This is a genomic window from Psychrobacter sp. 28M-43, from assembly GCF_014770435.1.
Classification (GTDB): Bacteria; Pseudomonadota; Gammaproteobacteria; order Pseudomonadales; family Moraxellaceae; genus Psychrobacter.
Window position 1 is genome coordinate 643,143 of sequence record NZ_CP061739.1, and the last position, 26,574, is coordinate 669,716.

Genomic DNA, 26,574 nt, shown 5'->3' on the forward strand with positions numbered 1-26,574 from the left:
CACTGAGTTCTTTGGCTTTAAACATAAGCTTTTCTATATATTGAGATAACGAATGGAACTGGTTCTTTGCATCATTTATGGCAAAATTCTTAAGTTCTTTAGGTACCCGGACGTTCATCTGAACCTTCTGATTTGACATGTATTTACCTCTTTAGGGTTTGTTACATAATATGATAGCATTATGCTATCATTGCCGCAAGTTCCTTATGGTAATATTATTTGTTTTAAATTCAATATTCTATTTGGGCTTTAAAATGTCAAAAAATGTGCAGTTTAATTTAAGAATTCCTACTGAATTGAAAGCCCTGATCTCCGATGCCTCAAAAGTTAGTGGACGTTCAATTAATGCCGAGGCACAGTATCGACTAGAAAAATCTTTTGAAGGTCAAGAAGGAAGTTATATCGAAGCTATCGACGATTTAAAGAGTTTTTTTGATGCTCATTTACGTAGCGATCGCTTAAATCTACTATCTGGCAAACTAAATTTCCTCTTGAGTGAAGCTAAGGCAACTGATAGTTTTCATACCCCAAGTATTTCTAGAGTTGCTGAGGCCCTGGGATACAATAGTGTGGGCGTTACTGAGGATTGGTTTGAAGGGCGAAAAGAGCCATCGTTTAACGAATTAGAAAAATTAGCCACATACTTTGGATGCCAAAAGAATTGGCTCGTTCATGATGAAGGAAGGCCTTTCGCAAAAGAAACATTTGAGTTTGGTTATGATATTGAAGAGAATGCTAGAAGCTTATTAAAAGGTAATAATGAAGATGAGGTTAAGTTGGTCTGGTTTGCTCGGAACAATACTGAAAACGGTGAACTAGTTATTATCAAGCATTACGATAGTTGGCATGGTTTGGTTCTAGACTCTCGTGTGCATGTCAGTGACAAAGTAGGTATAGGTGGCTCTGAAGACAGAGCGCTCCTATCCTTAACATTAAAGTATCTTTGTAAGTACCATATCTCAAAGATCAGAGGAGCAATAGTTTCAGAACCAGACTTTAACGAATTAATTTGGGCCAAACAAAATCCGATCAAAGTAATTGATAAGTATCGTCACAATTCTTGGATTGAAGATATTTGGGATAGGTCAATGTATTCAAAGAAAGCTAATAGTTACTGGAAAGGATGGAGTGAGATGTGCATGTCTAATGAACTTTATATTAGTGGACATGAGATTTTATCTAAAATATCTATAAAGTAATTTGAGATAAAATAAGTATGCCATACTAGGGCGTGTCATCAATTAGCATAGATATTTCAGAATAAGCTATACTTAGATCGTATTTAGGAATTTGAGCTCAATGACTATGACAAGACGACATGCCCTACGTGATGACCAATGGGAGAGAATTAAAGACATTCTACCTGGTAAACCAAGTGACGTTGGTGTTACTGCAAAGGATAACCGCTTGTTCGTAGAAGCGGTTCTGTACCGTTACAAGACCGGCATACCTTGGCGTGACCTACCTGAACGCTTTGGCGACTTCAGAGTGATTCATACTCGTTTTAGTCGCTGGTCAAAAAAAGGCGTATGGAAGCAGGTTTTTAATCAACTCTCTGAACAATCCGATGACGAATATGCCATGCTAGATGCCACGATTGTTAAAGCCCACCAGCACAGTGCTGGAAAAAAAGGGATCAAGCCATTGGACGCAGCAAAGGTGGACTGAAGACTAAAATACATACTCGAACAGATGCATTAGGCAATCCTACTGGCTTTTATCTAACAGGTGGGGCAGCTCATGACCTGTGTGGCTCAGATGAATTGCTTGATGTCAGTATTAGCCAAACGTGGCTTGCCGATAAAGCTTACGATGCTGATGCCCGCGTTATTGAACCGATTAAAGCAGTGCAAGGTAATGCAGTTATACCATCTAAGTGTCATCGGCTGCAGCCAAGAGACTTCGATAAAGAGCTTTATAAAGCGAGGCACCTAATAGAGAACTTCTTTGCCAAGATTAAGCAGTATCGTGCGATTGCCACTCGCTATGATAAGTTAGCCAGTCATTTCCTTAGTGCCATTCACTTAGTTTCTTGTGTCGTTTGGCTTAATTGATGACACGCCCTAAAGAAAATCAATAAATATGGACGTGCAAGGTAGCCATTACTCGTGGTAATGCGCCTTTAGCAATGTTGCTTTATTGTAATGAAAATAAGGGCACTATACTAGCGTTATTGCGAGCAAATACTGATGTAAATAATAAGGTAAGTAGTAATAAATAATGCTAAACCAAGGATTTAGCGTCTATGTTAAAAAGGCTATTTAGTAAGATTGAAAAAGACAACGTCCTATTATCAAAGGACGTTGTCTTTTTAATGGGTAGAAATGATGTGGAATTTATCTACATTTAAACGATTAATTTAGCGCGGTTAAGGTTTGCTCAAACGCTGCGCGCCCGATTTCACCCACTTGCTGATTGACCAATTGCCCGTCTTGATAATACAGCAATGCTGGCGGACCAAATAGTTTATAACGCGCTAAGATTGCTTTTGAATCAGCCGTAGTCTCCGTGATATCAAGTCTGACCAATTGCCAATCTTGCATTTGCGCAGGGCGATTATGAAATAAGTTTTTCTCCATAATCCGGCATGCAATACACCATTCGGCGGTGACATCGACCAGCACTTTAGGATTGGCGGCGACAATGGCATCTAACTCAGCAAGCGTAGTAACAGTTTTATCTGTTGCATTACTCATGGCTGGTTGATCAGCAGTCGTCTGCATCACCGGCGCGGCGCTTAATGACGCGAGCGGATGCAAGCTGTCGTCATTGCCCAATGCGGCGCCGACGATTAAACACGTCGCCCAAATACCAGCGATTAAGCCTAGCGCTTGGGTCAGCATCCGACCTTTGCCTAGCCAGCTCCACGCCCACATCGCCACGACCATAAACCACAGCGCCCAAACCATCAGCATCACAGGCGAGATAAAGACGCGTTCAATTAATAACAATGCCACGGCAAAAAGCAACAAAGCAAAGCCCTGCTTGACCCAATTCATCCACTCGCCTGCTTTTGGCATGATTTTACCTTGGGTCGCGCCAATTAAGATAAGCGGCGCCGATAAACCAAAACCGAGCATAAATAAAGCGGCAAAGCCAAGGAGCGGACTTCCAATCGTTGATACAGCAAGCAGCGCCCCAAATAAGGGTGCCGAAACGCATGGCGATACCACGAGCGCCGATAAGAATCCCGCAATTAAACTGCCACCCGTACTACCAAGTTTGCTATCCCCCGCTTGGCTTAGACCCTGCATTTTACTACTGATAAATCTCGGCAGACGAATGCTAAATACGCCCAACATATAAAGGGCTAATAAGACAAAAACGATGGCAAACCCAATTAAAATAATCGGATTTTGTAGCCAACCGATAATGCCTAACGATTCGCCAAATACCGCAATGACCGCGCCTAAAATACCATAAGCGATGGCAACACCAATAGCGTAGCTGGTCGTTAAAATAACACCGCGTTTTACCGTTGGATTGTCTTCACGCGCGACGATATTGGCAACAATCGGTAGCATCGGTAACACGCATGGCGTCAATGCCAAGACCAACCCTGCCAAGAACAATAACACCAATGCCAACCACGGATGCGAAGCTAAGCCAAAAGGGTCACTATTAATGGCGTTATCAACGACAACGGTATTGTTTGTTGCAGTTGTAGCGCTATCGTTTGCTGGCATATTACTTGTGACATTGTCGCCTACAACTTCTTCATCGGCACCAGAGATGGTATTGCTAGTACCAAGCTCTGCATCTAATGCTTCATCATCTAACAAAGCGTAATCAATCACCTCGTCATCTGGCGTAGTTTGCTCTGTAGCAAGACGATCAGTATCAGTCGCCTCTGTAGATGCTTGCGCAGTTTCTGCATTGCTGTTATTGCTCGCAGAAACTGTAGCAGTGCTACTTGAACTATTGGCTGCCGATTGTGACGCAGCAATTTTGACCGTGGTTTTTATTTTCTCCGGTGGATAACAAAGTCCTGCTTTGGCACAGCCTTGCCAACCTATCGTTACAGCGGCATTATTTATCGCCTTGCCATTACTACTGCTCAAAACGGTGCTAGCAACCATATTGGCTTGGTCAAAGACCAATACTTGACCAAAGGTCGGATCATCTATGGAGATAGGCTTTTGGCTAAAGCTAAAAGGTGCAGCGCTCACGCCAGCAGGCAACGTTAGCTTAATTTGGTCTTTATAAACATAGTGCTCAGGCGTAATGTCAAAGTTAATGGCTAAGCGCGTGCCATTATTGACAGGTTTACTACTGCTACTGACCTGAAACGCTTCATCAACAGGCAAAAATTTCGGTTGGGTCGCGCTTTTATCACTGCTAAATAAATCGCCCAATCCTGCCGCTTGCGATGCCACTGGCACGGCCGTCAGCCCAGTCGCTGCTAGCCCTGTCAATAATGAACCCGCGCTGAAAGCGAACGCCAACAGATAAGATTTTTTCGACGATTTATTTTGCGTTAATGACGGAGACTTTTCTGCGCTCTTAAGGGACATGAAGGGCTACCTATTATTTCCAATATTCGAATTGACCAATTCACTGTCTGTATGGACTTGTCTATTTACAACCCCAGTTCGGGATAAGCCACATTATAACTCATTGATACTATTTACAATGTTGCTACCTGTCCCTGCTGAGGCATATTTTTGATGGTGGGTTTATAGGGAAACCAGCAATAAGCAATTAAACCTGACAGCAAGTTTGTGATAAACCCCGTGACACTACGATGGCGTGAATGCTCAATCTGACACAAGTTTTTAAGCTCCCCAAACACCGTTTCAACCAAAGAGCGATGATTGAGTAGTGCCTCATCCATAGGCTCAAGTAATTGGGGTTTCATATTACGCCGAAGTTTCGTTATCAGCCTAGTATCACTGTGTTTTGTGAGCCACGCGTTTAGTGCTTTACTGATGTATCCTCTATCACCAAACAGCTTACCAAATAACGGCGTTGCCATATCCTTAACAGGCACTCTGTCATCCGTATTACCCGCAGTGACTTTAACAGATACAAGCTCGCCCTTATGATTGATAATGGCGTGCAGCTTAAAGCCATAGAACCAGCCCATGCTGCTTTTGCCTCGGGTTGCAAGTCCCTTAAAGACTTTATGACGGTAGATACGCTTGTTATGACAAACTGCTATCTTGGTTGAATCAATATAGCTGATACCCGTACAGTCGCCCATCATGCTTTGCAAGTAGCTGCACAGTGGTATGATACTGCGCGGTATAAGCTCTATAAATCGCGAGTAGCTCGGCAGATTTGGAAACTCCCGTTTCATCATGCCAAGCATGTGATGGTAGTAAAACGCCTTAAACTGTCGATAACGTAATTGATGAAACAGTATCAAGATGGTCATAATCTCTGCTACACTTATCTGGCATGCTCTTAACCTTTGGTGTCCCGTTGCGATTAAATGAGCGTCAAACTCAGGTTTGAATTGCTGATAAAAGTCGTCAATATGGCAGTATAGTTCGGTTAGGTTGTCCATGTAAGAAGTCCTTGTTGTGAAGTTTGTCTTGGTAAACTTACTTTAGCAACTTCGGACTTCTTTTTTTATTTTTTTTTTGAGCCCTTATCCCGAACTGGGGTTATATTATATACAACATACTACAATATACTATTAAGGGATACAAAATCATGGTGAGCTATGCTGAAGAAACCGTAGAGATAAACTTGGTAAACTAAGCGTATTGACAGGAGTTTACCATGACCAAGAAAGTAAGAACCTACAGTGACGAATTTAAAGCCGAGGCCGTCAAGAAGATATCAGACAATAATGGCAATATCTCAGCGACCGCAAAGCAACTTGGCATCGCCATGCAAACGCTATCCAACTGGCAGAACAAAGCTAATCAAGGCAAGCTTGTAGGAACAAAGCAGTATGACCCTGAACTTATGAGTGCGCTTGAAGAGGTAAAACGCCTAAAGCGACAGCTTAAAGTTGCCGAAGAGGAACGCGAAATACTAAATGAGGAGGGATAAAGCGAAGCACTGCTTCGCCCCGACGCAAGGGGAGAGCTATGCTCGAGTTGGCGACGGCGTACTTCGCGAGAAACAGTTAGTCAGGTACGCCTTTATCAAAGACAACCAGTTCCTCTTTCGCATCACCACTATGTGCCGTGTGTTAAGGGTTAAGCCATAAAGCTATTACGACTGGCTAAGTCGTGATCTCAGCGACCAACAGATACATCGCAACCAGTCTGAATTACTGGTTAAAGCGGCTCACAATGAAACGAAAGAACGTTATGGCGCAGATCGACTGCATGCTCATCTAAGCGAGCAAGGCCATAACATTAGCCTGTATATGGTAAGAAGCATCAAAGAGCAACACGGCATTAAATGTCGTCGTCATAAGCGCTTTAAAGTCACCACCGACTCCAATCACAACAAGCTGGTCTATCCAAACGTACTGGATCAGAAGTTTGATGCTAAGCGCCCTAACGAGTCGTGGGTCAGCGACATCACCTATATCTGGACGAATGAGGGTTGGCTGTACTTAGCAGGGGTCAAAGACTTATACACCAAAGAGCTTGTCGGTTACGCTATTAACAAGCGTATGACCGCAGATTTAGTTTGCAAAGCACTAAATATGGCCATCAAGAATAAACGTCCAAGCAAAGGGCTAATCGTTCATTCAGACAGAGGCAGTCAGTATTGCAGTCACGCCTACCACAAGACCATTAAGCAGCATCAATTTATAGGCTCAATGAGCGGCAAAGGCAACTGTTTCGATAACGCTCCGATAGAAAGCTTCTGGGGCACATTAAAGAATGAGCTGGTATATCATCAAGACTATAAAACAAGGTTCACAGCCATCAATGATATTATCAGTTATATCGAGCTGTACTACAATCAGACGAGGATTCAAAAGGGTTTGGGCTATCAATCGCCAAGACAGGTGTGGTTTGATTATTATCGTCAGGCTGCGTAATTAAAATCTCCCAAGTTTATGTATACGGATTTGACGGCAGGGGTCAATAGTTTAAAACTTTTATATTTACGTGCGTTAGGACGTTACCTAGAAAAAATAAAAAACTTACACTGATTAAATTATTATGATTAAGTTTACTATTACCCTCGTCTTCTAAGTGTGGTTAGACCTTTGCCAAAATAGCTTAGTAGTAATAACAAGGTTATTATTATCAAGATAGGATAATTTCCCATAAGCATAAAGGGCGTGTTACCAACCCGTGCCTGTATCTCACCACGTAGTACAGTACGCTCAAACTGCGGTGCGCGTTTTACAATACGACCTTTATGGTTAATGATAGCGGTAACACCAGTATTGGTCGCTCGAATAAACCAGCGCCCGTTCTCAAGCGCGCGCATTTGTACCATTTGCAAATGTTGCAATGGTCCTGCTGAAGTGCCAAACCAGGCATCGTTAGAGACGGTCAACAAAAATTCAGTATCGATGGCATTTTTACGCGTGGTATCTGGATAAGCTACCTCATAACAGATAGCCGTCCCTATATTGTGTCCACGCACCTTTAGAGGTGACTGCTGATCACTACCACGACTATAGTTCTTAATATCCTGACTACCGGCCAAACTTGGGAAAATATCGAGCACGCCTTCAAATGGAATATACTCTCCAAAAGGCACTAGACGCTGCTTCTTGTATAGGCCTTCCGCTTCTACACCTCGAGCAATCACGCTATTGTAAAATGGGGGATACTTATCCGTACTGGCATTGAATGCCGCTTTATCCTTATAAGGGATACCAGTTATCCATGTCGTATTGGTCGCATTGGCCATTTCTATCATTTCACTAATAAAGCCCGCAGCCTCATCCTGAAACATCGGAATAGATGATTCAGGCCACACCACCACATCACGTCCCCACTCAGTGCGCGTTAACTTCGCATAAATCTTTAGCGTTTCTACTTGATATTGCGTCAGCCACTTTATATCTTGTGAAATATTACCTTGAATCAATGACACTGACAGATCAGGTGTGCCCTTAGGTTTTGTCCATTGCGGATTGACCAGCCATAATGATGTGCTAATGGCTAATAACAGTACAGAAACGACGGCATAACTACTGCGTCGAAGCAGTAGCTCTACTAAACTTGCAGCCAATAGTATGGCAACAAAAGAGACGGCAAAAACACCAGCAACGGGTGCTAAGGACGATAACCAATACTCTTCAGTAAATGCATAACCAACAAATAGCCACGGAAAGCCTGTGAATAACCAAGTTTTTAACCATTCTTGTAGCACCCAAAGAGCAGCAAATGAAAAGGGTTGTTTGCCTACCATACGGTTAAAGACTAGTGCTAAAAATCCATGAAACAGTCCCATACCGAGACCCATCAATCCAATCATAATCAATGCGAGCCACGTTGGAGTATCGCTATAATCATGGATGGCAGTATAGAGCCAAAAGCCGCCGACGCACCATAGCCCCATACCGTAAGCTTCACCGATAATAAAAGCGCGACGACCACTCATATTTGGTACCAACAGCGCATATAAAATCGCTGGTGACACTATTGCTAGCGGCCAGAACCCATGAGGCGCTAGCGCAAATAAAAAAATAGCCCCTGCAAGCCATGCTGCTACTAGCGTAAACCATAGCGGTAATTGATTTAAGTGAGTACTCAAACGCTTTTGTAGATTAATAGTAGACAGGCGCATCGCAAATTATCCAAAATTATGAGTTTTGAATTTTTAATCAAAATCCAAAACTTAGATAGAGCCGTTAATACTACAGGCAGTATTTTAAAATAAAAACTGCTTATGATACCAGCCTGCACTGCTCAATGGATGAATTTATGTACTCCGTTTAATGGGTTATTATGCTACATTACCAAACGATATGAAGTGTTACTTGATCTTCTATAGCTCACAATACCTACAGTACATGAGAAAGCACTATGCCCCCCTTAAAAATAAAATCCAGTCTTATATGCAATCGTTATCTGTCTAAGGGGTTGCGTAGTACGTTATTATTACTGGCTGCCTCATCACTATTTGCTTGTAGCCAACCGAGTAGTGGCGTATCTGATGCAAGCACAACATCGGCATCAACTGAAGATGTTTTGGCTGTTCCAAAGACAGCTGAACCAAACGTTATAAATAATTCTATGATGACATCAGTAAGTAAACCAGACTTACTAAAAAACGTATCAGCCACTGTCTATAAAGATGCCAATTGCGGCTGCTGTAAAGAATGGATAAGTCATGCAGAAGATAATGGTCTAAGTGCAACCGCGCAAGATGTTGCGGACTTAGCCGTATTTAAAGAGCGCTACAGCGTTCCAAATGAAATGCGTTCTTGCCATACTGTAGTCACTACGGATGGTTACGTCTTTGAAGGTCATGTACCCGCTAAATATATGGCGCAGTTTTTAGAAAATCCGCCAGTACAAGCTATGGGTCTTGCCGTACCTGGCATGCCTATTGGTAGCCCAGGTATGGAGTATCAAAATAAATTCATGCCCTATCAGGTTATGCAGCTCAATAAAGACGGGACAACCCAAGTTTATGCTGATATTGAATCGGTAGAGCAGCAATTATAGTGTGTTAGCAGTTAAGAATACTTTGATTATAGTGTTAGCGTTAAAAGTAAATGAGGTAGGTATAAGACTGTTCTATTGCTTATAAAATGATTCTTCATCAAAAAATTCATTAGCTATTGCGACTTTAAAATTAAAAATAACTTTGAATTTGTAACTTTTGATGACAATGTAAGCGAATTTATCGGTTATTAACCCTTAAAATAGATAAATGACTAAGGGTTAATACAAGAATATACAGGATGTATCGAAACAATTACGTAATATTACATAAGCTAGTAGGGAATTAGCATCTATATTAATATTATAAATTATTATATTATCTTAATAATTAGTTAGACCCTATATAGGGTAATTACTTCATCCAATAGAAAAACGTCTGAGGGTTAAATCTAAATTATAGATTTAACCCTCAGACGTTTTTTTGCTTATAAAACAGTAGAAATTGTGGTCAATCTAGTCAGCTATATTCTGTACATGTTACACAAACTTACATTGTAAAATGTGGGATATTAGCAATTTTTTCGACATCAAAAAAGTATTTTTGGGGTTTTTAAGGGGAATGACAGGCTAAACAACCTATGCTAAAGTCGGCTTTGTGTTTTGGTCAGCAGCTTGATTTGTAACAGCTTCGTAAGACTTCAATGAGCTGTGATCGCCAATAATCATTTTTTATATGAATAATATGCAGCAGAAGTATCAGTCACTATGACATATATATACTTGAGTTATTGAGATTTAATTGACTGCGCTGTTGTTGATAACAGACGATTTTGAATTAACCGTAGGTATTAGATTTATGAAACAGGCTTTATTGATTTTGTCAGTACTGGGTATGGGCATAGCACAAACGAGTGGTGCTGCTATCACAATCTCTCAAACAAATAATACCATCACCAATACTTCTGTGGCATCAAACTACGGTTCATCAAAAAACATCTATAGCACCAAAAGTGGTGCTTATGTTTCTAATAATGATGAAATTAGTCAAGCAATTAGCAACCTAAGTGCGCAGGCCAAGCAAAAAGAGAATCAGCTTTCATCATTAAACAGCCGCTTATACGCTGAAAAACAACAGCAGCAAGTCAATAAGGTTCCTGACAGCAATTCAGCCCCCGCTATCGCTGCTGCTCGCGCCTCAAAAGTGGCTTTATCTGGCAGCTCTGGATATTGTGCCCGTTACGTACGTAAAGCACTACAATCAGCTGGTTATGAGTTCACTCCAAATCCTTCAGCCTATCAGTACGCTACTCGTGGCACACTTGAGAAAGCAGGTTTCAGCAAAATCAGCAATGATATGCCAACCCAAGTAGGTGATGTTATTGTCTATGATCGCTCATCAAAGCGTCCACATGGCCATATTCAAATTTTCGATGGTACAAATTGGATTTCTGACTTCCGTCAGAACAGCATCAGCCCATACAGTGGTGTCTATGCTTATACGACATGGCGCGATTCAAAATACGTGGATGACGCATCCGCATCAGATCGTAATATCTACCTTGCTATGAATGATAAATAAGACTTTCTAAGTCAGCACAACATAGTTGTTATTTCCTCCAACCCAGTAGGGCGTGTTGAACATTCACAAATAGTCTCTGTCAGTGCCATGGTTGAAGGTTCAACACGCCCTAGTGACTAGTGACTGTGCCCGATATGGTTATTCGCAGAGCTTTGCTGCTCTGATATGTCGCAGACCAATGCATCGCTATGGGCGCTGGTCTGCGGGTGTGACAAGCTTTCAACCTGAATGGTGGCGTGATGAATACCAAGCGCAAGCAACCCTTGCTCAAGATTGGCAATCAATACGCTGGCATCCGAGATTCTCATATCCCCATCGACCATCACATGGCAAGATAGCGCATTTAGCCCGCTGGTGATGCTCCAAATATGCAGGTCGTGGACTTGTTTTACTTGTGGATGGGCAAGCAGCTTGTCTTCCACATCTACCAGCGATATGCCTTCTGGCGTGCCCTCCATCAAGACATGTACCGAATCACGTACAACGCGGTAACCACTTACTAAGATAAGTACCGCGACGATCACCGACGCTGCGGCATCGGCCCAAACCCAGCCAAACCCCATCATCAGTAAAGCGGCGATGATCGCGGCGACAGAGCCCATCAAATCACTTAATACATGCAAGTAAGCGCTTTGCATATTGAGGTTGACAGGCTCTTTGGAATCATTGCTTTTATTTGCTTTTTCTTTATTTACTTTGTCTGCATTTGCTCCATGGCTGTGGGTGTGTCCATCGCTGCCGCTACTACCACGATGCATCAGCCAAGCGACCAAGATATTAACCAGCATACCGATGGTGGCGACGATTAGCATACCTTGGGTAGCAATCTCAGGCGGTGAGTTAAGGCGTTTGATCGCTTCATAAAAAATCATCAAGGCGATAATTACTAGCGTCGCACCATTGACGGTGGCCACGATAATCTCAAAGCGTTTATAGCCAAAGGTCTTTTGATGGGTGGCGGCTTTTTCGCCGATTTTAAATGCCATCAACGTCGCACCAAGGGCGATGGCGTCGCTGAGCATGTGTCCTGCATCAGAGAGTAACGCCAAGCTGCCTGTCAGTAAGCCACCAATCGCCTCGATAAACATATAGCCTGTGATGATCACAAAGCTAATCAGTAACGTACGCTGATAGCCTTTGGTATCTCTTGGTGCGGTGTTTTGCTCTAGGTGAGTGTCATGATCATGAGCGTCTTGATTGCCAGCAGTATAGTTACTATCGTTGTTTTTATAGACATCAATAGGCTCACTTGGAGGCAAATGCTTATTTTGCTTATGACTGGCATCTTCTTGACTCATAACGTTACTCAAATTTATTAAGACTTATGGTAAATAACTTCAAGGATTAATGATAAATCTAACATAGTCGAGTATTAGAAGCTGTAACGACGAGGTAAAAATGCAGCCAGTAAGCTATAGTCGATTCACTGCAAAAATGACATCGTGCTACTGGTATAAATTTTCCTTGCATGCTGTTATTACAGAGGCTGCGCAACATTCATTCCAGTAGCACTCTTCAATTTATCACCATGTTATTTTGAACTGACTAGGGCGTGTTGAACATTCATAATTTGAGCCAGATATAAGCACAAGCAAGAGCGACCGTATTTTCATAACTTTGCTTGAGCTTATCAAACCTGGTGGCAACCGCCCTATACTGTTTTAGTTTGGCGAAAGCATTTTCTACTAGATGCCTCGCTTTATATAAGTCCCAGTCCATATGGTCGTTAGAAGACTGAGTATTTCGTTTTCGAGGGATGTTATCCCGTGTCCCTGCTTGTTCAATATGCGCTCGTAGTGCATCAGAATCATAGCCTTTATCGGCACATAAAACCTCTGTGTTGCTCAAATTAACTTTGTCTACTAAGTCAGGTGCGACTTTAACATCGTGGGTCGTGCCATCTGACAAGATAAAGGTAATCGGATTGCCATGCGCATCTACTGCCAAGTGAATCTTGGTCGCGCGTCCTGCCACACTTTTACTAATGGATTGTAGGTTCTCATTGCCACCACTGCTGTGCTGATGCGCTTTAATATGAGTACCATCAATGAAGACCCACTCAAGGTCTGCGTCTTTGATTAATAAAGCAAACAGCGTAATCAGCTTATTACTACGAAACCAGCGCTGGTAAGCTTTATAGATGGTATTGGGCTTGCCAAAACACTCGGGTAAGTCGCACCAAGGACAGCCAACACGCATGCGATAAAGCACGCCTTCAACCGTTTGTCTAAGATTTCCTTTGTCATAGATATTAAGTTCTAGTAATATAGGTTTCAGTCTTGTCCAGTGTTCATCTTTGAGCATAGTGCGAGGCATAGCGAACGATATCTTTTTTGTGTGAGAACTTAAAGATTAACCGTTCGCTATTTTTTTTGCCATTAATTTATACCCAATGTTCAACACGCCCTAGTGATCTTAATATCATTGCTGGGTTTTTTTGTGCTTAACATCAGGGCGTATTTAACCTTTCATGATTTGATCCGTCAGAAATGAACACTACTGATATCATTACTCATGACAGGAGTTATCGACAAGCGCGTTTAAAATGCCACATGATGACGCTGGTGCACTACTTGCACATTTCTGGCGCAAAACGGTCAAGTGATGCTTTAAGTGCATCAGTTCTTCCATTCGTATTTCCACAGCATGAATGTGCTCATCTAGCAAGTTATTCACATCGCCGCAGTCCTTGTCAGGCGACTCCCAGTATTCAAGTAAGATTCGCACATCATCTAAAGCCATATCGAGCGTACGGCAATGTAGGATAAATTGTAGACGCTCAATGTGCTCTTCATTATATAAACGATAATTCCCTTCGCTACGAAAAGGCTCGGGTAATAAACGCTCTTTTTCATAATAGCGAATGGTTTCTACTGTGGCACCTGTGCGTTTAGCGAGCTCACCAATTTTGATTGTCATAACAACCTCTATGATTTAAATAATTAAAGTGGCTGTAAAGACTAGCGCTAGAGAAATTAAAATTACGAAACTGTAGATAAATAACCTTGACTCTAAAGCCACTATAGGGTTCATAATATCATTATTCAAAGGGTAAATTATTATGAAATATCATATTGAAGGTATGGACTGTGCCAGTTGCATCGGCAAGATTGAAACAGCTTTGAAACGTATGCCTGGGGTTTCTGATGTTCAGCTGAATTTCGCTACAGAAACGCTAGAGCTAAATTTAGCCCCTGGTGCGCCGACTCAGGCTAGTGATATCGAAAAAACAATCAAAAGCCTAGGGTTCGGCATCTCTGCCAATACTGGTCAACAAACTGTATCGGCTATTGATATTGACAGCGACAATCAGATGGCTCCGCAGGATAAGCAATGGTGGCAAACTCAAAAAGGCAAACAGGTTGTTGGCCTCGGTATTTTGATGGGCAGCGCTTATGCACTGTCACTACTGTTGCCCGCTTATGGGATATGGGTGTTTGCCATCGCTGTGATTGTAGGCGTTTTTCCATTTGCGCGCAAAGCCTTAGCACTGGCTAAAACAGGTTCATTCTTTTCAATTGAAACGCTGATGTCCGTCGCCGTGCTTGGCGCACTTATCATTGGTGAAGCTGAAGAGGCCGCAGCAGTTGTCTTTTTGTTCTCAATCGGTGAACTGTTTGAGAGTATCGCTGCTGATCGCGCTCGCGCTGGCATCAGAGCCTTATCATCGCTGGTTCCGAAAAGTGCAATTTTACTTGATGCTCAAGGTGGGCAGCGTAACGTTCCAGCGACTTCATTACAAGTGAATGACCTTGTGCTGGTGCGTCCTGGAGATAGGGTATCTGCTGATGGTTCCATTGTTCAAGGTGCGTCCAGCCTTGATGATTCGCCCGTGACGGGAGAGTCTGTTCCTGTTGCCAAGACGATGGGTGACAATGTATTTGCAGGGTCAATTAACATCGATGGTGTGCTCCAAGTGCGCGTAGAAAAGACAGCCGCCGATAACACCATTTCGCGCATTATTGAGCTGGTAGAGCAAGCCCAAGCCTCCAAAGCACCCACTGCCCGTTTTATTGAGAAATTCAGTCGCTATTACACACCGGCAGTGATGGCTATTGCCGCACTAATTATTATCATTCCACCGTTAGCCATGGGTGGAGATTGGTCGACTTGGTTGTATCGCGGTCTAGCACTGTTGCTGATTGCCTGTCCCTGTGCTCTTGTACTATCAACACCCGCTGCCATCGCCTCTGGTCTTGCTGTTGGTGCGCGCCGTGGCTTGCTGATCAAAGGCGGTAGTGCTTTAGAAACTATCGGCCAAGTGAAGACGGTCGCTTTTGACAAGACAGGCACTTTAACTGAAGGCAAACCACGCGTGACCGATGTTGTTGCCTTTACACAAGAGGACTCAAGTATTCAAGGTCAGAATTCTCAAGGTCAAGATGAGATATTGGCACTTTTTGCCAGTGTGGAGACTGGTTCTAGTCACCCACTTGCTGAAGCCATTGTCAGCCATGCTGAAGCCGCTAAAGTTGTTATACCTGTGGCTTCCAAAGCTTCTGCTACTGCGGGTAAAGCGGTACACGCAACTGTCGCGGAGCGCGCGCTAGCTATCGGTTCGCCTGTTTACGCAGCCGATGAGGCATTGATTTCATCCACACAACAGGCGCAAATTGAGGCGCTGCAAAATGAGGGTAAGACCGTCTCTGTTCTTTTCGATGAGCAAAACCGTGAAGTGCTTGGATTAATCGCGCTAAGAGACGAATTACGAGACGACGCTCATGAAGGTGTGGCTCAGCTCAAAGCGATGGGTGTGCGCTCCGTCATGCTAACAGGCGACAACCGCTTAACCGCTCAAGCACTTGCCAGTAATTTAGACGTGGAATGGGAAGCTGAGCTGTTGCCTGAGGACAAACTGCGCCTGCTTAACGAGATGAAGAACAACCGCAAAATAGCGATGGTTGGTGATGGTATTAACGATGCGCCAGCGCTAGCAACTGCCGATGTTGGCATCGCGATGGGTGGTGGTACCGATGTGGCCATTGAGACGGCCGATATCGCATTATTAAAAAGTCGTGTTACGGATATGGCTCATCTCATCGCACTTTCACGTGCCACCATGCGCAACATTCATCAGAACGTCATTTTCGCTTTGGGTCTCAAAGGCGTCTTTCTGATCACGACCGTATTCGGCATTACTGGACTATGGATTGCGGTTCTAGCTGATGCTGGAGCAACAGTGCTCGTTACTCTTAATGCGTTACGTTTACTGCGCTTTAAGGGAGCGCCTCCACTGGTAAATCCGCCTAAAGTAGTTAAATAAAACCCTTCGAAATCAATTAAAAACTAGAGATAGCAGCAGATTTCGGGGGTGGGTTCTAATAATAAAAATTCCACCGCCACAGTAAACTGCAACCGCATTAGAGTAAATAAGGTTAGACCGTATGTTGATTACAGAATTGGGCTATTTTGCCTTGCTTACCGCTTTTGTATTGGCGTTATTGCAGGTAATTCTGCCAACTATTGGTGTTATTCATAACCAAGTTGCTTGGCAACGACTAGCCCCTAGCTTAGCTTGGGCACAGTTTGCCGCCATGATAACGTCATTTGGCGCTTTGATAGCAGGTTTTTATTATAATGATTTTAGCCTCAGTTACGTCGCGCAGCATTCCAATACGCTGTTGCCTTGGTACTATAAGTTATCGGCGACATGGGGCGGACACGAGGGCTCTTTGCTGCTATGGATGACCATCATGGCCACATGGTGTGCACTGGTATCATACTTTAGTCGCGGCTTGCCGTTATCAATGCGTGCGCGGGTATTAGTTATTTTGGCCGGTGTACAGTTAATGATGCTAACGATGCTGATATTTACCTCGTCACCGTTTGAGCGTACCTTACCCAATCTAGCGGTCGATGGCGCTGATTTAAATCCTGTCCTACAAGATTTCGGTCTGATTATTCATCCGCCCATGTTATATATGGGCTATGTGGGTATGGTAGTACCTTTTGCATTTTGTATGGCGGCATTGTGGGAAGGGCGTTTAGATGCTGCTTGGACACGCTGGTCACGTCCATGGGCGCTCGCGGCTTGGGGGTTTTTGACCATTGGTATTGCACTGGGCTCGTGGTGGGCCTACTACGAGCTTGGCTGGGGCGGTTGGTGGTTTTGGGATCCGGTAGAGAATGCCTCGTTTATGCCTTGGCTTGTCGGCTTAGCATTGCTGCATTCATTAGCAGTCACTGAAAAGCGCGGGGTGTTTAAAGCATGGACCATTATGCTGGCTATTTTCGCCTTTGCCTTAAGCTTGCTTGGCACGTTCCTGGTACGCTCTGGAGTCCTTACCTCAGTGCATTCGTTTGCCGCTGATCCGACGCGTGGTTTGGTTATCTTAGCTATTCTTGGCATTATCATCGGTAGTGGTCTATTAATGTTTGCCGTTCGAGGTTGGCGTTTAACCGTTGAAAGTCAATATCAGCTGATTTCACGTGAGTCCTTTTTAGTGATCAACAACGCCATCATTTTGATTGCAACCTTAGTGGTGCTGCTCGGCACCCTTTACCCTATTATCGCTGATGCCTTTGGTTTAGGACAAGTGTCCGTTGGCCCTCCTTATTTTAATGCATTATTTGTACCTTTAACGTGGCTGTTATTAATAGCTATGGGTATGGGCTCAAATATTCGCTGGAAAAAAGACACCCGTCCACTACTGGGTATAGGCATGGTCATCGCCGTTAGTAGCTTAGTATTAGCCGCCATTATTACTTACTTTGTTAATCCATCGTCTATGCTTAATATTGGTGTGACTTTAGCCGTTAGCTTTTGGGCACTGCTATGGATGGCAGTTGATTTTAAAGATAAAACTAAGAATGCGCCTAATCTTTTTAACGGTTTGCGGCAGTTGCGTCTGAGCTATTGGGGTCAACAGACTGCTCATATTGGCGTATTGGTTGCTGTCATTGGCATAGCCTTTACTAGTAGCCTGAGTATTGAGCGTGACGTAGCAATGGGTATTGGCGATACAGTCAATGTTCAAGGTTACGATTTTGAAGTAACTGAATTTTTTGAAATAAAGGGTAGTAACTTTGATGCAACGCAAGCGCAAGTGGTGGTATCCAAAGACGGTCGTGAAGTGGCGAAACTGACTCCAGAAAAGCGTACTTATATTATCAGCACGATGCCAACAACTGAAGCTGCTATTGACCCCAGTCTTATGCGCGATGTTTATGTCGCACTGGGCGAACCTATTGCCGATGGTAGTAACCAATGGGCATTAAGGATTTATGTAAAACCATTAATTCGTTGGATATGGCTCGGCGCTATTATTATGGCATTGGGTGGTCTGCTGAGTATGCTTGATAGGCGCTATCGTCTCAAAACATCCAAGACCCCTGCACAAATTGCAGCGAGTAAGTCAGGCTTTACGACGGTTACTGATTTAGATGTTAAAAGCACTACTAATAACACGACACTAATAGGGGAGAAGCAAAATGACTAAGTCTAATCATTTTTCCGAGCAACCCCCTGAAACAAAAGGTAATCGAACAATGAAAAAAAGCCAAATTAGAATATGGTTTTTGATCCCGCTGATCATCTTTGCTGCTGTTATGGTTATGCTTTATTTTCGTTTGGGGCAGCCGACTGAAATCGTAACCAATACCGCGCTTGAACGCCCAGTACCAGCGTTTGAGCTGCCATTGTTGTCCGATACCAGTCGGATCATGACCAATGACAACTTACCTGATGAGCCCTTTTTGATGAATATTTGGGGCTCTTGGTGCCCAACTTGCGTTATTGAGCATCCTTTTTTGATGCAGCTAGAGGAGCGTGGTGTCAATCTGGTTGGCGTGAATTATAAAGACGATATCGGTGATGCGCTCAGCTATCTCAACCGAGGCGGTGATCCCTTTTCGATGTCTATTCAGGATTTGTCCGGCCAGTTTGCCTTGGACTTAGGGTTGACGGGTGCGCCTGAGACTTTCACTGTCGATGGTGAAGGCGTTATTCGCCAGCACATTGTTGGTGAGATTAACGAGAGTAACTGGCAAGATCGTATTGAGCCTTGCTTAACGGTACTCAATGATGCCAATGATAATAACGTCAGTCCAGATGCGATTCAGGTTGAAGAGGTGTGCAAATGATAGCCCGTTCAATAAAGGCCGTTACGATAAAAGTAGCGAGCTTAATACTTGCCTGTCTCCTAAGTGTGACCAGCTATGCGGCGATAGAGGTATATGATTTTGACTCTGCACAACAAGAAGCCCAATATCGAGGGCTAATCGAAGAGCTACGTTGCCCGAAATGCCAAAACCAAAACTTGGCAGGTTCTGATGCGCCGATTGCCCAAGACTTAAAGCAAAAAGTCTATGATTTGATTAAAGACAGACGTAGTGATGCGGAAATCCGGGATTATATGCAAGAGCGCTACGGCGATTTTATCAGCTACAAGCCGCCTGTACGTCCATCGACATGGATTTTATGGTTTTTTCCGCCATTGCTACTGATCGTATTATTGATAGGGTGGTTTTGGCAAAGTAAACGCCGCCAAGTTGTCGCCCGTGGCCAAAACGGCGTTACAGTGAACAGTACTGCTGCCTTGACCTCTGCGGAAAAGGCTGAGCTTGATCGTCTATTATCGCAAGCTGAGAATGTCGACCACGATATTACTAGCATAGAGGACAAAAAATGACTCTATTTTCTACTTTTGGCTTATTTGTAGCTCTAAGCTTGCTGATTGCTCTTATATTTGCGCTAATTGCTATTATGCCATGGCTACGAGCACCGCGTTTGCAGTCCAAACCAATAGACAATCAACTGCTAGATATTAATGTTGCAGTATTTCGCGAACGTTTAGCTGAGCTACAAACAGATAAAGACAGCGGTACTATTAATAATAGCCATTATCAAAATCAAAAGCTGGAACTGGAGCGTCAGCTATTGGATGCCCAGCGTGAAGTCACGCCGATGGTCACCCCTGGTATCAAAAGCCGCTTGATCCTCATGGTTTGGGTGCCTGTATTGGCTGCGCTGGCGTATCTGATGGTGGGTGACCGAACGCCTGTGTTTGATCTGTGGACGGCCGAAGACAAGGTCGGAAAAGTCGCTGATGACTTGTTGACTGGCAAAATCGATCAGCCACCTGTATGGGCAATCGAAAACGGCCAGCAGCTTATCAGCGCGATGCAGACCAACGTTTATCGTCATGCCGATGATCCTGATCGCTGGATGCGTTTGTCAGAGCTGTTTTTATCGCTTGAAGCTACCGACTCAGCGATTGAAGCTTTGTCACGCGCTTACCGTCTGTCACCAGACAATGAAGAGATTGCGACCACTTATGCGCAGATTAGCTTTTTTGCCAATAAAGGTCAGCTTGATGCCAGTAGCCGCCGTGTATTACAAGATGTCCTTGCCAAAAATCCACAGCATGAAGGTGCGCAGATGCTAATGGCAATGGGTGAGGCACGTGGTAGTAACTTTGCCCAAGCGCAAGGTTGGATTAAACGCTTACAAGGCAGCATTGTGGCCAAACCAGGTGATCATACTAAAGCTTTAGCAAGCTTAGATGAGTTAAGCAACTACGTTAGCACGCAAGAAAAGCAAGCGCTAGAAGGTATTGACGTGACAGTGAAAATTAACGCTAATTTATTACCGTTAGTGAAAGCTGATGATGTGTTGTTTGTAGCGATACGTGATGTGAAAGGGGGCCCTCCGTTTGCCGCCAAACGTTTACCCATTAGTATTATCAAGCAAGGTGAGGCTAGTATCCGCTTAAGCAATCTTGATGCGATGATGCCAGATCGCACGTTAAATTCAGCTCGTAGTGACAAAACTCAGTTAGCAGTCGTTGCTCGTATTAGTCATAGCGGTAATGCCATAGCAGAATCAGGCGACTTATCGGGTAATCCTATAATGATTAGCGTTGAACAGACTCAGGTTAATGTTGAAATCAATCAACAGATTCCCTAATAAAAAATTATTACCGTAAGTTTCATAATACCAGAGCGGTAAGTGGAGCCGTTTATGAAAGTGGCGCGATTAATAATCGTATACCAAAAACATATACGTTTAACATTGTTCATTGTATAAACATAGATAAAGGAAACAACTATGACTGAATCTACCGACAGATTAGATAGTACTAAATTGAATAGCGTTGAATCGGCTAGTACTAATATTGCTGACAAGAAGGTACCTATAGCTGTGAGTAGTACTCATCAATCGATTGACTCTAAAACCATAAATCATACGCCTAAAGCTATGTACGTGACTTCAGGCAACTCAATAACACCTAAAGATAAGTTGGACAAAATACCAAAAATGGTTGCCAATGGCAGTCGCGCTTTTATCTGGTATTTGTTGGCGATAATGGTATTAATACTTGATCAATGGACTAAGTGGTTGGCCCAAACCACATTAGCGTTCAATGACCCCGTACCGGTCATTGAACCATTTCTCAACTGGACACTCGCTTATAACTATGGGGCAGCATTTAGCTTTTTAGCCAACGCTGGCGGTTGGCAGAAATGGTTTTTCTCAGGCGTAGCTTTTGTAATGGCTATCTTTTTAACGGTTTATTTAATCAAAGCGCCACGTGCAGCCAAGCTATTATCTATGGGGTTGGCCTTAATGCTTGGTGGTGCGATTGGCAACTTAATCGATCGTTTAAGAATTGGTAAAGTGGTTGACTTTATCCATGTGCATTATGCTGATGTCTGGAATTATCCTCTTTTCAATGTTGCAGATATAGGTGTCTGTGTCGGTGTCGCATTGATTATAATTGACATGATATTTTTAGAAAGTAAGCGTAATAAATAAGCACATTGATGCCGATTATCACAAACAAAATGAACTAGCGTCGTATTCACTCTATACGGAAAAATACTTTTTATACTTGAGTATGTTTATAAAATGTGAACTGGAAGGTAATGTTACTTAGACAGGCTGGGCATTTGATGTATAGTGTCATTTGCATTTCACTATTTATCAATTTCTCAGCCTGTTTTTTTTCAGCCTACTTTTTGAACCACCACCCGGATATAAATGTAACTATGAATAAAACAACTTTTAAAATATCGAAGATGGACTGCCCTTCGGAGGAAAACCTAATCCGAATGAAATTAGAGGGCCACTCGAATATTGAACATCTTGAGTTCGACATTCCTAACCGTCAATTAACTGTGTTTCATCATGACAATATAGAAGGGATAGAGACTGCTATTCATGACCTAAAATTAGGAGACACCCTACTCTCGACCGAAACCATTGACCCCTCTGATCCCAACAATAATTTTAAAATTGATGCTGACTCTAGTCACAAAAAAGATGCTGAGCAAAGAAAGCTACTATGGATAGTGCTGGTCATTAACTTTGCTTTCTTTATTATTGAAATGAGCACGGGACTGATTTCTCGTTCGATGGGGTTGGTCGCCGACAGCTTAGATATGTTAGCAGATAGCTTGGTGTACGGAATTAGCTTATTTGCGGTCGGTGGAACGGTCATTAAGAAAAAACGGATTGCTAGAATTGCCGGATATTTTCAAATTACGCTAGCGATTCTTGGTTTTTTAGAAGTACTAAGACGTTTCTTTGGCAATGAGCAGTTACCTGACTTTTCTACCATGATAGTCATATCGATTCTTGCGCTAATTGCAAACTTGATTTGCCTCTATTTACTACAAAAATCGAAAAGCAAAGAAGGAGAAGAAGCCCATATGCAAGCCAGTATGATTTTCACTTCAAACGATGTGATTATCAATTTAGGGGTAATTGTTGCAGGGATTTTGGTTAATTGGTTACACTCTAGTACGCCTGATTTGATTATTGGTAGCATCGTATTTGCTTTAGTTATTCAGGGCGCCTTTAGAATATTGAAGTTGAGTAAGTAGCCAAGCCTAATAACTGAAGCAAATAGCTCAAGTAAGTAGCTTAATTAAACCGCTAAGTGTAAAGTAACTGGGTTTGAAGCAAATAAACATCATAAGGATATGAGACCTCAAGCAATGATTGAACAAACTTTAAATCTAGTCACCACCAAAGACCATCAGCAAGTTGCCGTTTGGCGAATAATAGATGATGAAGTCTTTGATAAGAATCTGGTGGTGGTCAACTAATTTAGGACACTAATAAAATTCAAACCTACATCGCCATTACTTATAACCCTGAGTCGAGAACGGATAATAATTATAAGCGTTGGGGCAACTTTTATGACCGCCAAGATCTGTTAGTAGGTGACGAGTTGTGTCAGGTGGTTAATTTTCAGAGACCTTCCTAAATTTTGTGTAAGTATTTAATCTAAACGTCAGTTACACAGAATCTGGGATGGTCTCTCGTATTCTTTGGTTGCCACCCTACAGCCCTGATCTAAATCCCATTGAAAAGAAGTGGGCACAGGCAAAATTTCTACGTCAAGGCTGGATGGAGAATAATCTACCTAAGCTGTTTCATGATATGGGTTGTATCTCTTTTATTCTAGACTGACTATAGTTAACTATCATATTATTATGAATCGAACAATTTAGACTAGATCCTTAATATCTATATCCAATGCATCGCAAATATCATAGGCCTTTTTGAGAGTGACATTCTTCTCTCCACGCTCGATATTTCCCATATAACTTCGATCAATATCTGCCATCTCTGCCAGCACTTCTTGAGATATTCCTTTGCTTCTGCGCACATCACGGATACGCTTTCCAAAGGCTATCATGCGTTCATCTGTCTTCATCTCACCAACCACTGCTAAAAATAGCAATACTCACAGTGGTGGGCTATAATATCCACGGGATATAGTCGGTATTATGAGGTGAGTATGAAAACAAAACTAGAGTATCAGCCAGATATAACAGAAACTAATAAGCTGATCTGTGAGAGGTACTGGTTAAGAGAAGGCGATAAACGAAGTGGTTTTATATATACCTGTAAAGAAATAGGTCAAGAGTTTGATGTTAAGCATCAGGATATACCTAGTATCGTTAAAATAAATGCTCATCTTGTCGTACTAGACTGCCAATGCATAGACTGCGGTACAACTAAGATTTGCTATACTCGCTCACAGCTAACTCGATTGGATCTTATTAGATGGCGGTGTGATGATTGCAGGGCGGCGCTTGAAAAAAGAATGGATCAAGAGTACTTAGAGTATCGTCTTAAACAAGACCGTTTAGCAGAAGAAAAGAGACAGACCGCTCTAGAGTACATCAATCAATGCCGAAGCATTCAATTAAGCAGTATTCCTTCAGTCACTGAGCTTAACGATGTGGATAAACTTCTACTCGCAGCGACTGTAGAGAGCCTAGGGGCAGATAATATAAGGAATACAGTCTCTCTACGTGACAATTTATCATTACCTTTATCACCGTTCTCTAAATTAGATGAAGAGATACTACAGCATCTTTTTAACCGAAATCTGCTCATACTCGCTTCTGAAAATAGCTACGAATACGTAACTATCAACGAAGAAAAAGAGCTAGAGATAGATTTCTATCAAGCGATCTTTGAGTTTGCTTATAGTATTGAGAATCTTACTAAAATCTTGATAAACGCTAAATCTCAGAAAAATACCAGTGCTCTAGTAGCGAATGATCAATTTAAGAACTGGTGTGAAAAGTTACAGCTAGGAGAGTGTTTAAGCTACCTGATTACTAGGTCAAGATTGAACTATCTAGCACCGCCTATTGGCGAAAAGCTAATTAGTATTCTCAGATCATGTTTAGCTGAATGCTCTGTATCAACCATGCATTATATCATTTGGAAGTCTGTGGAAAATGCTGCTGCATACGTGCAAAAACCAGGTATTACTCGAAAACATGCTTCAAATTCTGTTTCTGGTAATATAGAGAGAGTATTCAATAAAATATACAGTGGTAGTTGGAGTCACAATAAATCTTTTCGCGATGCTAGCCACCCTCAGTCTGCAATGGCCAAAATATTTTTTGATTATGTATTTGCAGTAGATGATGGTGGTTTTCACCATACTCTTGATGAGCTATTCAGCCCATATAGGTCCCAAAAAACTTTAGAGCAAGTAAGTTACGCAACTCTAGGAGATGCTAGAAGTACGAATTATTCAGTCACAATAGCTCTTGATATTAAACAATCATGATTTACCGATGTCTAAATCACTAATACAATTAAATCAGCCGAATAAGACATAGCAATGAGAGAAAGATTGTCTAGATAGAAGACTATCTGACTTGCTGAACAATTTTATTACTACTGATAGGAGCTAGTATGGAAGATTCTAAATTTGAAGCATCGATTACCGATGATCGTCCTATCCTCGTTAGCAAACAAGAAATAGAAAAGCGCCGCCGCATTAACTTTGATACTTTGGGCAGCTTCGCAGTCGATAATATTCCTATTAACCCAGATACTCAGCACATCTTTCAAGACTTTGAGGAAGGTAAAATTGCAACTAGCAAGGAAGTAAAAGCTTTGCTACATGCTCACTATACTAAGATAGCGCTCGAAGATAATTAGCTCTTATAGTTTGAGCCCGACGTTGCTAAGCTATTATAGTATTGCTTTTCACAGCCAGTATCGAAAGATGAAACATAATTAATTGTGCTATTCAATCATATTTATCAAATCATTTCACCTATGTAAGATTACTAGTCCAGTATCACTAACTCTCGTCCAGCCATCTCCGAAATAAAGAATAACTATTCTGCCCACAAACATAATAATGCTATAGCTAGTCAGCTTATTCGCTTAGTGAATAGATAAGCATTAAGACCTAATATCACCGTGGTGAATTACATCCTTGGGTCTGCTTCTATCTACACTCGCGTGCTTTAATATTACCATCATTATATCCGTGTTCATATGATTCGATATCTTGCAACTGACAATACTATGTGCAAAGACGTTAATGATAAACATGAATAGCAGAAAACTACTTTTACTTCTACCTATCTGACATAGATAAAATCTACTGGATTAGAGGATGGTACGATTGATCAAAAGTAACCATTAATAGATAGACGTAGCGAAGCGCATCATGTCCGCGTTTATAGCTTAGATAGGATGATATTAGAAAGAATGCTTCTGAAGATGTGAAAGATACCTGAAAAACTTAATTGTTATGATACCTAATTGATAGAACGACCATTATCTTTTGGATAGGTAAAAGTGATTTGTTCTGATAGGTTGTAATAATCACCGAAGTGATAGTTTTAATTTAGATGCCTACAAATAATATAGCGATGTACACTATTAGAATAAGAGGTTTCTAGCATGTCAACCTATAAGGAGATGTGTGAATTTCATGTAAAGCACTGGCAAAAAAGCCATGAGCGAACTCAATTCTGGCAGGTTTATCATTTTGAGCTGGAAAATACTCGGGTTCTCCATCACTACGAACCAATATAACTTGCTGATCAGCGAATAAAGTATTAAATAACTGTATGAGCCAATCGGTAGCTAATCGTTCGCCATCAACTACCAATTCTGCTGTGTGAGTATTGTCAAATTGAGTAATAGACAACTCTTGCCACTGACTTCTTAATTCGTTTAAATCCTCGTCTTTATCGAGGCACAGTCTATTATTAGGAACATTTTTAGTATGACTC

20 protein-coding genes and 3 pseudogenes are annotated in these 26,574 nt (G+C 42.3%); 15 read left to right on the forward strand and 8 right to left on the reverse strand.

Annotated elements, in window-relative coordinates:
- Positions 1-254: 254 nt before the first annotated feature.
- The gene (locus IEE84_RS02780; protein WP_057758737.1) at positions 255-1,199 is read left to right on the forward strand and encodes an Arc family DNA-binding protein; all 945 of its coding nucleotides are present in this window, start codon (positions 255-257) and stop codon (positions 1,197-1,199) included.
- A 106-nt stretch (positions 1,200-1,305) separates the two neighbouring features.
- Positions 1,306-2,054: pseudogene (locus IEE84_RS02785) on the forward strand (IS5 family transposase).
- A gap of 300 nt (positions 2,055-2,354) precedes the next feature.
- Here the strand turns inward: IEE84_RS02785 and IEE84_RS02790 are convergent.
- Together IEE84_RS02790 and IEE84_RS02795 are read right to left on the reverse strand one after the other, a co-directional pair.
- A complete protein-coding gene (locus IEE84_RS02790) occupies positions 2,355-4,514 on the reverse strand; it encodes a cytochrome c biogenesis protein CcdA (protein WP_057758740.1) in 2,160 nt (719 codons plus the stop codon).
- 113 nt (positions 4,515-4,627) lie between these two features.
- The gene (locus IEE84_RS02795; RefSeq protein ID WP_057758743.1) at positions 4,628-5,509 is read right to left on the reverse strand and encodes an IS982 family transposase; all 882 of its coding nucleotides are present in this window, start codon (positions 5,507-5,509) and stop codon (positions 4,628-4,630) included.
- A gap of 218 nt (positions 5,510-5,727) precedes the next feature.
- On the opposite strand from IEE84_RS02795, the pseudogene IEE84_RS02800 reads away from it, so the two are divergent.
- Positions 5,728-6,952, forward strand: a pseudogene (locus IEE84_RS02800) (IS3 family transposase).
- A gap of 140 nt (positions 6,953-7,092) precedes the next feature.
- Here the strand turns inward: IEE84_RS02800 and lnt are convergent.
- The gene (gene lnt / locus IEE84_RS02805; RefSeq protein ID WP_191114788.1) at positions 7,093-8,661 is read right to left on the reverse strand and encodes an apolipoprotein N-acyltransferase; all 1,569 of its coding nucleotides are present in this window, start codon (positions 8,659-8,661) and stop codon (positions 7,093-7,095) included.
- A 239-nt stretch (positions 8,662-8,900) separates the two neighbouring features.
- On the opposite strand from lnt, the gene IEE84_RS02810 reads away from it, so the two are divergent.
- Both IEE84_RS02810 and IEE84_RS02815 read left to right on the forward strand, forming a co-directional pair.
- Positions 8,901-9,545 carry a DUF411 domain-containing protein gene (locus tag IEE84_RS02810; RefSeq protein ID WP_007394850.1) on the forward strand — a complete coding sequence of 215 codons (645 nt, stop codon included), beginning with the start codon at positions 8,901-8,903 and terminating at the stop codon, positions 9,543-9,545.
- A gap of 796 nt (positions 9,546-10,341) precedes the next feature.
- On the forward strand, positions 10,342-11,064 hold the full coding sequence (locus tag IEE84_RS02815; RefSeq protein WP_068405068.1) for a CHAP domain-containing protein: 723 nt from the start codon (positions 10,342-10,344) through the stop codon (positions 11,062-11,064).
- A gap of 116 nt (positions 11,065-11,180) precedes the next feature.
- Here the strand turns inward: IEE84_RS02815 and IEE84_RS02820 are convergent, their stop codons facing one another.
- The 3 genes from IEE84_RS02820 to cadR all read right to left on the reverse strand — a co-directional run bounded on the left by IEE84_RS02820 (position 11,181) and on the right by cadR (position 13,983).
- The gene (locus IEE84_RS02820) at positions 11,181-12,362 is read right to left on the reverse strand and encodes a cation diffusion facilitator family transporter (protein ID WP_077448184.1); all 1,182 of its coding nucleotides are present in this window, start codon (positions 12,360-12,362) and stop codon (positions 11,181-11,183) included.
- Positions 12,363-12,627: 265 nt separating this feature from the next.
- On the reverse strand, positions 12,628-13,380 hold the full coding sequence (locus IEE84_RS02825) for an IS5 family transposase (protein ID WP_191114789.1): 753 nt from the start codon (positions 13,378-13,380) through the stop codon (positions 12,628-12,630).
- 192 nt (positions 13,381-13,572) lie between these two features.
- The gene (gene cadR, locus IEE84_RS02830) at positions 13,573-13,983 is read right to left on the reverse strand and encodes a Cd(II)/Pb(II)-responsive transcriptional regulator (protein WP_007394845.1); all 411 of its coding nucleotides are present in this window, start codon (positions 13,981-13,983) and stop codon (positions 13,573-13,575) included.
- Between the two features lie 142 nt (positions 13,984-14,125).
- Here cadR and IEE84_RS02835 point away from each other — a divergent pair, with 142 nt between their 5' ends.
- From IEE84_RS02835 to IEE84_RS02870, 8 genes are all read left to right on the forward strand, one after another.
- On the forward strand, positions 14,126-16,327 hold the full coding sequence (locus IEE84_RS02835; RefSeq protein WP_102083145.1) for a heavy metal translocating P-type ATPase: 2,202 nt from the start codon (positions 14,126-14,128) through the stop codon (positions 16,325-16,327).
- Positions 16,328-16,448: 121 nt separating this feature from the next.
- A complete protein-coding gene (locus IEE84_RS02840) occupies positions 16,449-18,503 on the forward strand; it encodes a heme lyase CcmF/NrfE family subunit (RefSeq protein WP_191114790.1) in 2,055 nt (684 codons plus the stop codon).
- The gene (locus IEE84_RS02845) at positions 18,496-19,146 is read left to right on the forward strand and encodes a DsbE family thiol:disulfide interchange protein (protein ID WP_058025866.1); all 651 of its coding nucleotides are present in this window, start codon (positions 18,496-18,498) and stop codon (positions 19,144-19,146) included. Before IEE84_RS02840 ends, IEE84_RS02845 begins: the two co-directional genes overlap by 8 nt.
- On the forward strand, positions 19,143-19,694 hold the full coding sequence (locus IEE84_RS02850) for a cytochrome c-type biogenesis protein (protein WP_191114791.1): 552 nt from the start codon (positions 19,143-19,145) through the stop codon (positions 19,692-19,694). The genes IEE84_RS02845 and IEE84_RS02850 overlap by 4 nt, the downstream gene beginning before the upstream one ends.
- Positions 19,691-20,971, forward strand: coding sequence for a c-type cytochrome biogenesis protein CcmI (gene ccmI / locus IEE84_RS02855; protein WP_191114792.1), 1,281 nt, complete (start codon positions 19,691-19,693; stop codon positions 20,969-20,971). The genes IEE84_RS02850 and ccmI overlap by 4 nt, the downstream gene beginning before the upstream one ends.
- 141 nt (positions 20,972-21,112) lie before the next feature.
- A complete protein-coding gene (gene lspA / locus IEE84_RS02860; RefSeq protein ID WP_057758795.1) occupies positions 21,113-21,820 on the forward strand; it encodes a signal peptidase II in 708 nt (235 codons plus the stop codon).
- A gap of 233 nt (positions 21,821-22,053) precedes the next feature.
- Positions 22,054-22,890, forward strand: a complete 837-nt coding sequence (locus tag IEE84_RS02865) for a cation efflux transmembrane domain-containing protein (protein ID WP_057758797.1) — start codon at positions 22,054-22,056, stop codon at positions 22,888-22,890.
- A gap of 433 nt (positions 22,891-23,323) precedes the next feature.
- Positions 23,324-23,482 carry a transposase gene (locus IEE84_RS02870; protein WP_224737862.1) on the forward strand — a complete coding sequence of 53 codons (159 nt, stop codon included), beginning with the start codon at positions 23,324-23,326 and terminating at the stop codon, positions 23,480-23,482.
- A 37-nt stretch (positions 23,483-23,519) separates the two neighbouring features.
- On the opposite strand, the gene IEE84_RS02875 is transcribed toward IEE84_RS02870, so the two are convergent.
- A complete protein-coding gene (locus IEE84_RS02875) occupies positions 23,520-23,729 on the reverse strand; it encodes a helix-turn-helix domain-containing protein (RefSeq protein ID WP_058025361.1) in 210 nt (69 codons plus the stop codon).
- An 84-nt stretch (positions 23,730-23,813) separates the two neighbouring features.
- Between IEE84_RS02875 and IEE84_RS02880 the strand changes: the two genes are divergently transcribed.
- Both IEE84_RS02880 and IEE84_RS02885 read left to right on the forward strand, forming a co-directional pair.
- Positions 23,814-25,106 (forward strand): hypothetical protein, encoded by a 1,293-nt coding sequence (locus IEE84_RS02880; protein ID WP_057758801.1) that lies wholly within the window; start codon positions 23,814-23,816, stop codon positions 25,104-25,106.
- Positions 25,107-25,234: 128 nt separating this feature from the next.
- Positions 25,235-25,483: an antitoxin VbhA family protein gene (locus IEE84_RS02885; protein ID WP_057758803.1), complete on the forward strand. Its 249-nt coding sequence runs from the start codon at positions 25,235-25,237 to the stop codon at positions 25,481-25,483.
- Between the two features lie 781 nt (positions 25,484-26,264).
- Here the strand turns inward: IEE84_RS02885 and IEE84_RS13235 are convergent.
- Positions 26,265-26,543 (reverse strand): annotated as a pseudogene (locus IEE84_RS13235) (elongation factor P hydroxylase); the annotation flags it as partial.
- Between the last annotated feature and the right edge of the window lie 31 nt (positions 26,544-26,574).

Excerpts from the sequence above, each read along its gene's own strand:
- IEE84_RS02835 (WP_102083145.1), top strand. The coding sequence starts at position 14,126 with ATGAAATATCATATTGAAGGTATGGACTGTGCCAGTTGCATCGGCAAG.
- IEE84_RS02810 (WP_007394850.1), top strand. The coding sequence starts at position 8,901 with ATGCCCCCCTTAAAAATAAAATCCAGTCTTATATGCAATCGTTATCTG.
- lspA (WP_057758795.1), top strand. The coding sequence starts at position 21,113 with ATGACTGAATCTACCGACAGATTAGATAGTACTAAATTGAATAGCGTT.
- lnt (WP_191114788.1), bottom strand. The coding sequence starts at position 8,661 with ATGCGCCTGTCTACTATTAATCTACAAAAGCGTTTGAGTACTCACTTA.
- IEE84_RS02880 (WP_057758801.1), top strand. The coding sequence starts at position 23,814 with ATGAAAACAAAACTAGAGTATCAGCCAGATATAACAGAAACTAATAAG.
- IEE84_RS02790 (WP_057758740.1), bottom strand. The coding sequence starts at position 4,514 with ATGTCCCTTAAGAGCGCAGAAAAGTCTCCGTCATTAACGCAAAATAAA.
- IEE84_RS02795 (WP_057758743.1), bottom strand. The coding sequence starts at position 5,509 with ATGGACAACCTAACCGAACTATACTGCCATATTGACGACTTTTATCAG.
- IEE84_RS02845 (WP_058025866.1), top strand. The coding sequence starts at position 18,496 with ATGACTAAGTCTAATCATTTTTCCGAGCAACCCCCTGAAACAAAAGGT.
- IEE84_RS02780 (WP_057758737.1), top strand. The coding sequence starts at position 255 with ATGTCAAAAAATGTGCAGTTTAATTTAAGAATTCCTACTGAATTGAAA.
- IEE84_RS02865 (WP_057758797.1), top strand. The coding sequence starts at position 22,054 with ATGAATAAAACAACTTTTAAAATATCGAAGATGGACTGCCCTTCGGAG.
- ccmI (WP_191114792.1), top strand. The coding sequence starts at position 19,691 with ATGACTCTATTTTCTACTTTTGGCTTATTTGTAGCTCTAAGCTTGCTG.
- IEE84_RS02850 (WP_191114791.1), top strand. The coding sequence starts at position 19,143 with ATGATAGCCCGTTCAATAAAGGCCGTTACGATAAAAGTAGCGAGCTTA.
- IEE84_RS02875 (WP_058025361.1), bottom strand. The coding sequence starts at position 23,729 with ATGAAGACAGATGAACGCATGATAGCCTTTGGAAAGCGTATCCGTGAT.
- cadR (WP_007394845.1), bottom strand. The coding sequence starts at position 13,983 with ATGACAATCAAAATTGGTGAGCTCGCTAAACGCACAGGTGCCACAGTA.
- IEE84_RS02870 (WP_224737862.1), top strand. The coding sequence starts at position 23,324 with ATGGTCTCTCGTATTCTTTGGTTGCCACCCTACAGCCCTGATCTAAAT.
- IEE84_RS02815 (WP_068405068.1), top strand. The coding sequence starts at position 10,342 with ATGAAACAGGCTTTATTGATTTTGTCAGTACTGGGTATGGGCATAGCA.
- IEE84_RS02825 (WP_191114789.1), bottom strand. The coding sequence starts at position 13,380 with ATGCCTCGCACTATGCTCAAAGATGAACACTGGACAAGACTGAAACCT.
- IEE84_RS02885 (WP_057758803.1), top strand. The coding sequence starts at position 25,235 with ATGGAAGATTCTAAATTTGAAGCATCGATTACCGATGATCGTCCTATC.
- IEE84_RS02820 (WP_077448184.1), bottom strand. The coding sequence starts at position 12,362 with ATGAGTCAAGAAGATGCCAGTCATAAGCAAAATAAGCATTTGCCTCCA.
- IEE84_RS02840 (WP_191114790.1), top strand. The coding sequence starts at position 16,449 with ATGTTGATTACAGAATTGGGCTATTTTGCCTTGCTTACCGCTTTTGTA.